A 12,257-nucleotide genomic window follows, 5' to 3' on the forward strand; every position below is an offset into this window, starting at 1 on the left:
CAGGACCGTGAAACAACTTTGCGCCGATGATAGTGCTGCAACCAGTGTGAAAGTAGGTTATCGTCAGGCTAGTTATATTAAAAAACCCCGTTGGCGCCTTGTGCCTGACGGGGTTTTTTTCGTCTGGAGCTTTGGTATGCTCCACGTCCAAAGCCGGGTGCCAAGGCAAGGGGCCAAGGCCGGGGTCAGACCCCAGAAGGCCGGGGTCAGACCCCTGAGCCTGCGCCGGTTTATTGCGGCAGGTAGGTCAGCGTCAGCGTGTAGGTGGACGCGGTATAGCCGTTCAGCATCACGTAGACGTCGCCATTGGCCGTCAGGTTGAGCGTGCAATTTTCCGTGCTGCTTGGACCGTCGGATTTGCAGTCAAATGTGGTCGTGGTCGGCACTGCGGCTTTGCGCACGTAAAGGTCGGTATCGCCGGTTCCGCTCAGGACCGCTTTGAAGCTGCCTCCGGCAGCCACTTTGTACGGGCCGAAGGTTTTCTTCTGGCCGCTGCTCAGGCTGCCATTAAAAGTTTCCACCCGGTCCGTCGGCGGTATGACACCCGGCCCATCACTGCCCAACTCCACCGCGTATGCCGTCGCAAGGCGCGCAAATTTCAACGCATGCAGCGCCTGGTTGCCCGAGCTGGCATAGGTGTCGTTCACCGTGTGGATGTACGGGTTGTCCTGCGACATCGCGGCTTCGAACGGCATCGATGCGTAATAGCCCTGCGCGGTCCAGGACGCGTGGTCCGAGCAGCCGTAGCCGCATTTGTCGTAGCCTATGCTGAGCGTCGGCAGGTAGGTGTTGAGCAAGTTGACGACAAAGGTGTTTTGCTGGCTGTCGGTGTAATCGGTGTAGATATAGATGTCGCTGGGCGAGCCTTTGTAGTTGGTCATGTCCAGCTGCATCACACCGACGACGTTGACGTTGTTGGCCTTGAAGTTACGCGCGATTTCCTGCGAACCGCGCAGGCCGACTTCTTCCGCCGCATAGCCGATCATTTTGATGGTGCGCCGCGGCTTGTAGTTGCTCGCGATCATAGCGCGCAGCGCTTCGGTCATGCTGGCCACCCCCGATGCGTCGTCGTCGGCGCCCGGCGCCCTGGTGGCTTCGCCTGTGCCGGCGCTGTTGATGGAGTCCAGATGTGCGCCCAGAACCACCACTTCGGCCGCGTTGTCCGTGCCGTTGATGGTCAGGATCACCGATTTTTGCGCCCAGTTCGGGTGCGTGAATTGGCTGACGCTGATGTCGCTGCGGCCGGCGGCCATGCCGGCCCATTTGTTTTTCAGCCAGTTCGATGCGTTCACGCCGCTGCTGGTGGTGTAGTAGCGATTCGTGAAGGCCGACAGGTCGTTGATGGTTTGCGCGATATTGCTGTCCTGCATTTGCGGCAGCATGGGCGTGACCAGCGTCTGGTTGTCGATGACGTAGGCGGGCCGGCTCAGCGCCGCCAGGCTGGCCGCGATCGGTTGCTTCAGGGCTTTCTGGCCCTCGTTTTCGCTGGCATGGAACATGAAGCCGCCACAACGCTTGAGCTCATGGTGGATGGCCGCCGACAGTTGGAGCATTTGCTCCTCGTCAACCTCCACCAGGTGGACTTTTTCGCTGCCGGCATTTTTGTCGCCGGCGGCGTTGGTCTGGCTGAGCCGGCTTTCCCTGGCGATGGTCTGGGGCGCAACTTTCTGCAACTGCGTGTAAGCCGCGTCGCCCACCGTGATCCAGATTTTTTTCGATTCCGCCGCGCTTGTGGCGCCGGCAAATAATCCCGCGAGTAGCAAGGCGATGACTTTTGGCGCCATGCGGGAGGCTGCTGCAGCATGCATTTGAATCTCCATCTTTTTTCCTTTTTTGAGTGTTTGGGGGTGATTCCCCATTGCAGAGCGAACGCCCGTCGGTAGACGGCATGCCGCTCATCCTGAAGACAGTGCAGCCCGGATGGGTGCACTGATCTGGATCTAAAGGCTGATGCTGATTATTGTTTTTCTTGAAAAAAAGATGGCAAAAAAACCATATGTAAATATTAGCACGCTGCTTCGCGTATGCGTTTGAATGTGTTTTTTTGCAACAAATATATTGAGGCAGCTCAGCGCCTCGGCGGCGCGCTTGGCGATGCGTCAGGCGCGTTGGCAATGCCGCATGGGCCGGCTAGCAGCGCGGCGCCGGGATGGTATTGACGCCCGCCATAAGGTGGTGCGAGTCCCATTGTTATTGCTGTGCATCCAGAGTATTGGGTTGTATTATTCACTATGCACCCAGCGTGCCGGGTGAATCTTCTTTTTACGAAAAGGATGCCCTCATGTCAGCTGAAGCAAAAAAATACCGTCTGGTGACGCGTAGCGATTTCGACGGGTTGGTCTGCGCAGTGTTATTGAAGCACCTGAATATGATCGAGGAAATCCTGTTCGTCCATCCCAAGGATATGCAGGACGGCAAAATAGCCATCAGCAACAACGACATCACGACCAACTTGCCTTTCGTTGCCGGCGTCCATCTGGCGTTCGACCACCACTTGTCGGAAACGATACGCAATACGGGCGAGCGCGGCAACCACATCATCCACCCAGAGGCGCCATCGGCCGCGCGCGTCGTCTACGACTATTACGGCGGCGACCAGGCGTTTCCCCTATCCTGGGCCCATATGATGGCGGCCGTCGACAAGGGCGACGCCGCCCGCTTCAGCCGCGAGGAGGTGCTCAATCCGCAAGGCTGGGATTTGTTGAACTTCCTCATGGACGCGCGCACCGGCCTGGGCCGTTTCCGCGACTTCCGCATTTCGAATTACCAGTTGATGATGGACTTGATCAATTACTGCGGGAACCATGAGATTCTGGACATCATGGTCTTGCCGGATGTGAAAGAGCGCATGGACTTGTATTTCGAGCATAGCGCGCAGTGCCGGCAGCAGATCCAGCGCTGCGCGGCCGTCCACGACAATCTGGTGGTGTTGGACTTGCGCAAGGAAGAGGTGATTTTCGCCGGCAATCGTTTCCTCATTTATGCGCTGTTCCCGGAGACGAATATTTCCATCCATGTGTTGTGGGGCTTGAAGAACCAGAATACGGTGTTTGCGACAGGCAAGTCGATTTTGAACCGCAGCTCGCGCACCAATATCGGCGCGCTGATGCTGGAGTATGGCGGCGGCGGGCATGAGAATGCGGGCACTTGCCAGGTGGCCAACGACGAGGCGGAACAGGTATTGCTGGAACTGGTCGCGCGGATTACGGCCGAGGGCTGAGGGGCCGGCCAGCGCCAGGACGCGGGGAGATAAAAAAACGGCACAGCCTTCGCAGGCTGTGCCGTTTTACATGAGGGTGGGGTGCCTCAGTTCTGCGCTTCCACTTCCAGCTCCGGCAGCGCGATCTGGTTGTCGACGCTGAACTGGTAGTCCTTGAACACGTGCTCGGCGCTGAGCAGCTGGTAGTCGCCGTTCGGCAGCTTGTGCGTGGTGTCCTTCAGACGGTAGGTGTAGTGGCCGCAGGTCCAGCAGTTGAAGTTGCGCATGTGCGTGCACAGACAGGTCTTGTCCATGACGACGATGTTTTTCTCGGTCGGATGGGCCGCCACTTCGCGGTTGTACGAGTTGATGTAGGCGCAATTGCCGGTCGCGTCCAGCAGGTAGCCGTAGGATTCGCAGCCGGGGCGGATGCCGGCGCCGATGGCCGGCGTGTTTTTGAGCATGCGCATCGGGTAGCCGGTCGGCGAGATGCCGTTGACGATGATGTCCTCTTCCTGCGCCTTCACGTATTCCTGCTTGACCTTGGCTGGCAGACCGCACTCGTGGGTGATGGTGAAGCGCGTCGCCACCTGTACGCCGGCCGCGCCCGCTTCAAGGAAGGAGACGGCGTCGCTGCCGGTGAAGATGCCGCCGGCGGCGATCAGCGGAATGTCGAGCTGCTCCGCCTTCAAATAGGCCAGGATTTCCTGGGTGATCGTGTGCAGGTCGTAGGCGGCCCAGTCCATGCCGAAGCCCAGGTGGCCGCCGGCCAGCGGGCCTTCGACGATGATGAAGTCGGGCAGGCGGTCAAGCTTGGCGTTCTTGCGCAGGAAAATCTGCAGCGCGCGCACGGACGAGACGATGATGCCCAGCTTGGCGTCGCGGAAGCGCGGGTGGTCGGCGATCAGCGCGAAGGAGCCGAAGTGCAGGCCGGCCGACAGCGTGATGCCGTCGATGCCGGCGTCGAGCGCCGCGTTCAGGCGCACGCGCAAGGTTTCGCGCGGGCCGTTCATGGTCAGCTTTTCCATGCAGTTGACGAAGATCAGGCCGTCGCCTTTTTTCGCTTCCATCGTCTTGCCGATGTGCAGGCGCTGCGCTTCCGCCAGGCGGCCCAGGTCGAACTGGACGATGGCCTTGTCGGTGTTGTTGATATTGAATTTGTAGAGTTTCGTCTTGTCCTTGACGAAAGTGGTGTCGAAGCGGCGGTCGGAGACGTCTTCCACCATCGCATCCGAGATATGCCCGATGCCGTTCAGCCGGGCCGCTTCCAGCGCCAGCTCCGACGTCGAAATATCCACGCCCATTCCGCCTATCATGATGGGCACATACTCTTTTTTGCCGAACTTCAGGCGGAAATCATCAACACGTTTCATTGCTATCCTTAGACTACCGTGGTTTATCACTGAGCCAGATGCGCGCCCGCGCCCGCTGCGGCACTACCGCCCCGGGCGTCGTGTGCGACGCTTTGCACAGTCTCCATTTTACCCTATGCGGGCAAGGGTTTCTGCGGCGGCGCCCCCTCGGCGCCACGCCGCGGTGCGGATTTAGTCGCGGAAATTATTAAATTCCAGCGGCATGTCGACGTCCTTGCGCAGCATGGCCATCGCGGCTTGCAGATCGTCGCGCTTGGCGCCGGTGATGCGCACCGATTCGCCCTGGATGCTCGCCTGCACCTTCATCTTGCTGTCCTTGACGATGCGGGTGATTTTCTTCGCGTCTTCCGTTTCGATGCCGTTCTTGATCTTGATGACTTGCTTGACCTTGTCGCCGCCTATCTTCTTGATGTCGCCGTCGTCGAAGAAGCGCACGTCGACCTTGCGTTTGGTCAGTTTGCCGGTCAGCACGTCGCGCACCTGGCTGAGCTGGAATTCGGAGTCGGCGAAGGCGGTCAACTCGTTTTCCTTGTGTTCGACGCGGGCGTCGCTGCCCTTGAAGTCGAAGCGGGTCGAGATTTCCTTGTTCGCTTGCTCGATCGCGTTCTTCACTTCGATCATGTCGGCTTCGCAGACTACATCAAATGATGGCATGGTCCATTCCTTTTCATTGTGGCGGGCGCGCGCGCGGCGCGTCGGGCGGCGGCCAGACTCCCGAGAGTGGCGCGGCCGCGTTAAAGATGCGACATTTTAACGGACAACGGTGGCGCCGCCCCTGTGCGGCGCTGGTTTTTTGTTGGTTTCGCACTATAATTAAGCAAAATAATTGATATCCCATGCATCCAGACCTCGCCATCGAACGCAATTTCCCCCTCGTCTCCCTGAACACCTTCGGCATTGATGCCCGTGCGCAATACTATGTGCGTGTGGAATCCCTCGCCGATTTGCGGGCGGCCCTGGCCGACCCGGCCCTGGCGGCGCTGCCGCGCCTGCTGCTCGGCGGCGGCAGCAACATCGTGCTGACGGGCGACTACGCCGGCCTGGTGCTGCACATGGCCACGCGCGGCATCGCCGCCACGGCCGGCGACGCCGGCACCACCTATGTGCGGGCGGCCGCCGGCGAAAGCTGGCACGGCCTGGTCGAATGGACGCTGGCCCGGGGCCTGGGCGGACTGGAGAACCTGGCGCTGATTCCCGGCACCGTCGGCGCCGCGCCCATCCAGAACATCGGCGCCTACGGCGTCGAGATGCGCGATTACTTCCATAGCCTCCGCGTGTTTGACTGCGCCAGCGGCGCAACGTTCGAGATGGACGCCGGGGCCTGCCGTTTCGGCTACCGCGACAGTATTTTCAAGCATGCCGACGGGCAGGGCCTGGTGATCGTCGACGTGACGTTTGCGCTGCCGGCGCAGTGGCGGGCGAATCTGCGCTATGCCGAGCTGGCGCAGGCGCTGGCCGAGCAGGGCGGCGCCGCGCCGACGCCGCGCCAGGTCGCCGACACGGTGATCGCGATCCGCCGCCGCAAGCTGCCCGATCCTGCCGTGGTCGGCAATGCCGGCAGTTTTTTCAAGAACCCGGTGGTGTCGCGCGCCCAGTGCCAGGCATTGTTGCAGACCTATCCGACGCTGGTGCACCACGCCCAGCCCGACGGCAGCGAGAAGCTGGCGGCCGGCTGGCTGATCGACCAGTGCGGCTGGAAGGGCAAGAGCCTGGGGCCGGCCGGCGTGTATCCGAAGCAGGCGCTGGTGCTGGTCAACAACGGCGGCGCCAGCGGCGCCGATATCAGCCGCCTGGCGCAGGCGATCCAGCAGGATGTGCAGGCGCGCTACGGCGTGCTGCTGGCGCCGGAACCGGTGTTTGTGTGAGGCGGCAGCGGCGCCGCCGCGGCGGCCGCCGTTCTCAGCCGAAGTGGCAGACGTAGTCGAGCGTGTCCAGCGTTTCGATGTCGAAGCGGCTGTCGCCGGGCACGTCGAATTGCTGGCCGCCTTCGTAGTGGTGCCATGCGTCCTGGCCGGCCAGGCGCACCCGGCAGCGTCCCGCGACGATTTCCATCGTTTCCGGCGCGCCCGTGTTGAAGGTCAGCGCGGAGGGGAAGATCACGCCGACGGTTTTTTTGCTGCCGTCGGCGAACAGCACGGTGTGCGACACGCATTTGCCGTCGAAGTAGATATTGGATTTTTTGACGACGCTGACGTGGTCCAGTTGTGTGCTCATCTTCCTTGTTCCTGTGCGTGGTGAATTTTATGCTTCGACTTCGGCGGCGCTGCAGACGCGGTTGCGTCCGCCTTGCTTGGCCGCGTAAAGGGCTTTGTCCGCCCGTTCGATCAGTTTCTCCATGCTCGAAGCGGGCGAGGGCACGGCGCGCGCCACGCCGATCGACATGGTGACGACGCCGAACGGCCGGGTCTGCGGATTGTCCAGCCGGAGGGTTTCCAGTTGGCGGCGGCAAGCCTGGGCGATGCTGAGCGCGCCGTCGAGCTCGGTGTCGGGCAGGATCAGCGCGAATTCCTCGCCGCCGTAGCGCGCGGCCAGGTCGGCCGGGCGCTTCAAGTGTTCCGTCAGCACGGCCGCCACCTTTTTCAGGCAACTGTCGCCCGCCGGGTGGCCGTAAGTGTCATTGTATAGCTTGAAGGAGTCGACGTCGCACATTAGCAGGCTGAGCGGCTGCCGGTGGCGCTGGCCGCGCTGCCATTCGATTTGCATGGTTTCGTCGAAGCGGCGCCGGTTGGCGATGCCGGTCAGGCCGTCGAGCGCCGCCAGCTTTTGCAGTTCGATGTTGGCGTCGGCCAGGTTTTTCTGGCTTTCGCGCAGGAAGCGGAAGGCTTGGTCGCGCTGCAGGCGGCTGATGTGGGCGCCCGAATGGTGGCGTATGCGCGCCAGCAATTCCACCTTGTCGGGCAATTTGACCAGGTAGTCGTTGGCGCCCAGGCCGAAGCTGAGCGCCTTCATCTGCGCGTCTTCCTTGGACGAGAGCACGATCACCGGCACGCTGGCCAGCCCCGGCTCGGCCCGGTAGCCGCGGATCAGGTCGTGCCCGTCCGCCGCCGGCATCACCAGGTCTTGCAGGATCACGGTCGGTTGCAGCTGCAGCGCCGTCGGCAGGGCCAGCGCCGCCTCGGTGACGAAGTGGAATTCGATGTCCTGCTGGTCGCGCAGCATGCGCCGGATCGCCTCGACGATGATCAACTGGTCGTCCACCAGCAGGACGCGGACCTTGAAGGTGTCCAGGCTGATATCTTGCTCGTAGTTGTTTGTCGCGTCGGCCATCTACGTTCTCTTCGTCAGGGGGGCCGGGCCGGCATGGCCAGGCTGGATATCTTGCCGCCAGTCCTGCCGCGCAGCGCCGGCCCGATGTCGTCCAGCGGCAGTATCAATTGCGCCGCACCCAGTTCGGCCGCCGCGCGCGGCATGCCATACACGGCGCTGCTGGCCTGGTCCTGCGCGATCGTGCACTGGCCGGCGCCGCGCATGGCCAGCAAACCGTCGCTGCCGTCGCGCCCCATGCCGGTGAGCAAAACACCGATCGCCGCGCCGCGCCAGTGCTGCGCCACGCAGTGAAAGAACACATCCACCGACGGCCGGTAGGCGTAGTCGCGCGGCGCGGCGTCATAACTGAGGCGGTAATGCTGATCCATCACCAAATGGTCGTTGGTGCTGGCGATGTGCACCGTGCCGCCGCTGAGCGCATCGCCATCGTCGAGCGTCCTGACCGGCATCGCCACCTGCTCGCCGAGCCAGCTGGCGAACACGCCGGCGAAGCTGGCGTCGATGTGCTGGACCACCACCACCGCGCACTGCGGCGGCGCCAGCCAGCCGGCCAGCACCCGCGACAGCGCGGTCGGGCCGCCGGTGGAGGCGCCTATCGCCACCAGCGTCGTGAGCTCGCTGTCGCGCCGTTCGGGCACCGCACCCGCCTGGTTCGCGCAGAGCGCCTCACTGCCTCCAGTGTGGCGTATCAATTTGCCGATCGTTTTGATTTTTGCCAATAACTCGGCGTCGCCGTCCGGGGCGCCGCGCAGCACCGGCGTGGCCGTCACGTCGAGGGCGCCGGCGCCGAGCGCGCGGAAGACCTGGTTGACGTTGTCCTGCGGCCGGCCGGTGACGACGAGGATGGCGCACGGGCATTGCTGCATGATCTGGCGCGTCGCCTCGACGCCGTCCAGCTCCGGCATGTTCAAGTCCATCAGGATCAGGTCGGGGCGCTGCTCCAGGCACAGCTTGAGCGCCTCCAGGCCGGTGCGGGCGATCCACAGCACGCGGTGTTCGGCGGTGCTGGCGACGACCCGGCGCAGCGCCTCGGCGGCCATGGCGACGTCGTTGGCGATGGCGATTTTCACAGGCGCGCCTCGCCGATCAGGTCGGCCACGGCGTCGAGCAGCGTGGCGTCGTGGAAGCTGCCCTTGGTTAGGTAGTAGTCGGCGCCGGCGGCCAGGCCGCGGGCGCGGTCCTCGGGGCGGTCCTTGTAGGAGACGATCATCACGGGCAGCGTATGCAAGTGGACATCCTTCTTGATCAGGGTGACGAGTTCGATGCCGTCCATGCGCGGCATGTCGACGTCGGTGACGACGAGGTCGTATTCGCCGCTGCGCACCACGTTCCAGCCGTCGATGCCGTCGATGGCGATGTCGACGGCGAAGCCGCGCGCCTGCAGCAGCTTGCGCTCCATTTCGCGCACCGTCAACGAATCGTCGACGACCAGGATGCGCTTGACCTTGCGGCGGCCGTCCTGGCCGGCCTGGGCCAGCGGCTTCAGGCCGCCCTCGTGCAGCAGCTTGTCGATCGACAGCAGCAGGTCGGGCACGTCGAGGATCAGCGCCGGCTCGCCGTCGTCGAGCAGGGCGGCGGCGGCGATGTCGCGCATCTTGCCGAAGACCGGGTCGAGCGCCTGCACGGCCAGGCTGTGCTCGCCGCGGATGGCGTCGACGACGACGGCGTAGCGGCGCGCGCCGCCGCTCAGCACGACGACGGCCAGCTCGGCGGCGCCGGCCGCCGGCGTACCCAGCTCCAGCACCTGGGTCGCCGACACCAGCCCCAGGTGCTCGCCGCCGAGCTCGAAGAACTGCTTGCCTTCGAGCGTGTGGATGGCCGTCTGCGCCACCCGCAGCACCTTGTCGACCTTGACGATGGGGATGGCGTAAGCCTCGCCCTGGACCTCGACGACCAGGGCGCGCACGATGGACTGCGTCAGCGGCAGCGTCAGCGCGGCGCGGAAGCCGCGCCCCAGCTCCGACTCCAGCCGGACCGTACCGTTTTGCTGGCGTATCGTCTCATGGACGATGTCGAGGCCGACGCCGCGCCCCGACAATTGGTTGGCCGACGCCTTCAGGCTGAAGGCCGGCAGGAACAGGAATTCCAGCAGCTCGGCCGGCGACAGGGCGGCCGCCATCGCCTCGCTGGCCATGCTCCGCTCGACGACGCTGCGGCGGATCTTCTCCAGGTCGACGCCGCGGCCGTCGTCGCTGATGTCGATGCTGAGCATGCCGGCGCGGTGTTTCGCCTCCATGCGTATCGTGCCCAGCGCCGGCTTGCCGGCGGCGGCGCGCTCGGCGGGCGCCTCCATGCCGTGGTCGAGGGCGTTGCGCAGCATGTGGTTGAGCGGGCTTTCGATCTTCGCCAGGATGTCGCGGTCGACCAGCGTGTCCTCGCCGTCGATTTCCAGGCGCACCTCCTTGCCCAGGCTGCGCGCCAGGTCGCGCACCATGCGCGGGAAGGCGTGCACGCCGTCGCGGAAAGGGCGCATGCGCAGCGCCAGCACCTCGTCGACCATGCCTTGCGAAACGCCCAGCAGGCGGCGCTCGTAGCTTTCAATGTCGGCGATATGTTCGAGCACGAACTGCTTGAGCGGCGCCGTTTTCTGCAGCGCCAGCAGGGACTTCTCCTTCAGCGCGGCGTCGCCGCCGCGGCTGATGGCCTCGTGCAACTGCTCGACCGCGCTGAACAGGGTGCTCTGGTTGCGCTTGAAGCGCTGCATCGCCTGGATGAAGGGATGCATCTGGTGGGCGTTGATGCGCGATTCGCTGGCCAGCGACAGCAGCCGGTCGAAGTTTTGCGCCGCCTTGGCGGGGGCGCGCGCCGGCGCGGCCGGCTCCGCGGGCGCTTCGACGGCCGCATCCTCGGCCGCCTCCTCGGGCGGCGCCTCCTGCGGCGGCGGGACGGCGGCGCGGGCCTTCGGCGCGGCGGGCAGGGCCGGCAACTCGGGCAGTTCGGCGATGCCGGCGATGGCGCTCAGCGTGCGCTCGATCTGCGCGGCGTTCGCCAGCAGCCAGGGCTCGGCGCCGGCGTCGTCCAGGCGGGAAATCTGGACGATCAGGTCGACGCCGGCGAGCAGCACGTCGACGCGCTCCGGCGTGAGCCGCAACTTGCCGTGCTGGGCCGCGACAAAGCTGTCCTCCATGCCGTGCGCCAGTTGCACCACGGCGCTCAGGCCGACGATGGCGGCGGCGCCCTTGATCGAGTGCGCCGCGCGCATCATCGCCTCGACGGCGGCGGCGTCGCCGCTGTGGCGCTCCAGCGCCAGCAGGCCGTCCGTCAGGATGCCGGTCTGGCTGTCGGCCTCCATGCGGAACAGGTCCAGCATGGAAAACTGGCTCAGGTCTTCCGGTTCCTGGTGGCTCATCGCAGGGCCCTCGCCAGTTGGTGGCAGACCAGGGCCGCGTCGAGGCAGCCGACCTGCATGTCGGCGTGGCCGATGACGCCCGTCAGGAAGCGCGACAGGCCGCGGTTGATGGTGGCGGCCGGCGCGCGCGCGGCCGCCGCCGCGTAGCGCAGGATGCCGTGCAGGTCGGCCACCGGCAGGGCAAACGCCTGTCCCTCCCACTGCAGCAACAGCAGGCGCGCGAAGCTGTGGCGGCCCTGGACGGGGGCGGCGTCGGCCGCGTCGATGCCGAGCAGGCTGGCCAGCGACATGCAGGGATGGAGTTTGCCGCCGACGTTGACGATGCCGCTGAGGGGGCCGCCGCTGCGGTGCGGCAGCGCGTGCGGCAGGGCGTGCGGCGCGACGGCGGCGAACAGCTGGGTCGGCAGCGCCAGCCACTCGCGGCCGACGCGAAACACCAGCGCCGAACTGTCGGCCTGCGCGCCGCTGTCGGCGGCGACGCGGAAGTGCTCGGCCCAGGCGCGCCGGTAGTCGGCGTCGACGGGCCGCTGCAAATTGCGCTGGGCGGCGTCGGCGTACACCTCGCAGTTGCGGCAGTGGACGTGCCGGGCCAGCTTGGGACAGCTCTGGTCGCCGACGACGCCGATGCGGTTCCAGCAGTCGTAAATCACTTGTGGCGCGATGTCGGTGTTCGTCATGGTGGCCTCAGGATGGGTGGCGGCGCTGGAAAATCCGCGCGGCGCGGGCTTTCAGCGCGGCGGCGGCGGCGCCGTTGCCGTTGTGTTCGGTCAGCAGGGCCAGGTGGCACAGCGCCTCGTAATGGTCCGGCTGCAGGTAAATGCAGCGGCGCCAGTAATCCTCCGCCAGCGCCGTCTTGCCGGCCTGCTCGTTGAGGATGCCGAGGATGAAATAGGCCTCGGCCGCGTCGGGCGCCTGCGCCAGGTGGGCGTGGCATTTCTCGCCGGCGAGCTGGAATTGTCCCAGGTCGGCCAGGCTGCGCGCCTGTTCCAGCAGCCCGTCGGCGCCGGCCGGCGGCGCGCCGGCGGGGGCCAGGCATGGCGCGCTGGCGCTGGCCGGCAGCGGCGCGCGC

The 12,257-nt window shown here is 65.0% G+C and carries 10 protein-coding genes and 1 pseudogene; 2 read left to right on the forward strand and 9 right to left on the reverse strand.

Annotated features, from left to right (window positions below):
- Nucleotides 1–230 precede the first annotated feature (230 nt).
- Nucleotides 231–1,820, reverse strand: a complete 1,590-nt coding sequence (locus OIK44_RS25385; RefSeq protein ID WP_273675015.1) for a M20/M25/M40 family metallo-hydrolase — start codon at nucleotides 1,818–1,820, stop codon at nucleotides 231–233.
- 461 nt (nucleotides 1,821–2,281) lie between these two features.
- Between OIK44_RS25385 and OIK44_RS25390 the strand changes: the two genes are divergently transcribed.
- Complete coding sequence (locus OIK44_RS25390) at nucleotides 2,282–3,220, forward strand: DHH family phosphoesterase (RefSeq protein WP_273675017.1); 939 nt, start codon at nucleotides 2,282–2,284, stop codon at nucleotides 3,218–3,220.
- 86 nt (nucleotides 3,221–3,306) lie between these two features.
- Here the strand turns inward: OIK44_RS25390 and OIK44_RS25395 are convergent, their stop codons facing one another.
- Both OIK44_RS25395 and OIK44_RS25400 read right to left on the reverse strand, forming a co-directional pair.
- Complete coding sequence (locus tag OIK44_RS25395; protein ID WP_273675018.1) at nucleotides 3,307–4,572, reverse strand: nitronate monooxygenase; 1,266 nt, start codon at nucleotides 4,570–4,572, stop codon at nucleotides 3,307–3,309.
- A 171-nt stretch (nucleotides 4,573–4,743) separates the two neighbouring features.
- Nucleotides 4,744–5,226: a YajQ family cyclic di-GMP-binding protein gene (locus OIK44_RS25400; protein ID WP_273675020.1), complete on the reverse strand. Its 483-nt coding sequence runs from the start codon at nucleotides 5,224–5,226 to the stop codon at nucleotides 4,744–4,746.
- Between the two features lie 182 nt (nucleotides 5,227–5,408).
- Between OIK44_RS25400 and murB the strand changes: the two genes are divergently transcribed.
- On the forward strand, nucleotides 5,409–6,437 hold the full coding sequence (gene murB / locus OIK44_RS25405) for a UDP-N-acetylmuramate dehydrogenase (RefSeq protein ID WP_273675021.1): 1,029 nt from the start codon (nucleotides 5,409–5,411) through the stop codon (nucleotides 6,435–6,437).
- A gap of 34 nt (nucleotides 6,438–6,471) precedes the next feature.
- On the opposite strand, the gene ppnP is transcribed toward murB, so the two are convergent.
- From ppnP to OIK44_RS25435, 6 genes and pseudogenes are all read right to left on the reverse strand, one after another.
- Nucleotides 6,472–6,786 (reverse strand): pyrimidine/purine nucleoside phosphorylase, encoded by a 315-nt coding sequence (gene ppnP, locus OIK44_RS25410; RefSeq protein WP_273675023.1) that lies wholly within the window; start codon nucleotides 6,784–6,786, stop codon nucleotides 6,472–6,474.
- Between the two features lie 27 nt (nucleotides 6,787–6,813).
- Nucleotides 6,814–7,839, reverse strand: coding sequence for a diguanylate cyclase (locus tag OIK44_RS25415; RefSeq protein WP_273675025.1), 1,026 nt, complete (start codon nucleotides 7,837–7,839; stop codon nucleotides 6,814–6,816).
- 14 nt (nucleotides 7,840–7,853) lie between these two features.
- Nucleotides 7,854–8,909 carry a chemotaxis-specific protein-glutamate methyltransferase CheB gene (gene cheB / locus OIK44_RS25420; protein ID WP_273675026.1) on the reverse strand — a complete coding sequence of 352 codons (1,056 nt, stop codon included), beginning with the start codon at nucleotides 8,907–8,909 and terminating at the stop codon, nucleotides 7,854–7,856.
- The gene (locus tag OIK44_RS25425) at nucleotides 8,906–11,188 is read right to left on the reverse strand and encodes a hybrid sensor histidine kinase/response regulator (protein WP_273675029.1); all 2,283 of its coding nucleotides are present in this window, start codon (nucleotides 11,186–11,188) and stop codon (nucleotides 8,906–8,908) included. Before OIK44_RS25425 ends, cheB begins: the two co-directional genes overlap by 4 nt.
- Nucleotides 11,185–11,865 carry a chemotaxis protein CheW gene (locus OIK44_RS25430; protein WP_273675030.1) on the reverse strand — a complete coding sequence of 227 codons (681 nt, stop codon included), beginning with the start codon at nucleotides 11,863–11,865 and terminating at the stop codon, nucleotides 11,185–11,187. Before OIK44_RS25430 ends, OIK44_RS25425 begins: the two co-directional genes overlap by 4 nt.
- Nucleotides 11,866–11,872: 7 nt before the next feature.
- Nucleotides 11,873–12,257: pseudogene (locus tag OIK44_RS25435) on the reverse strand (CheR family methyltransferase); the annotation flags it as partial.

The organism is Janthinobacterium fluminis (assembly GCF_028595325.1).
In the GTDB taxonomy this organism is placed as follows: domain Bacteria; phylum Pseudomonadota; class Gammaproteobacteria; order Burkholderiales; family Burkholderiaceae_D; genus Janthinobacterium; species Janthinobacterium fluminis.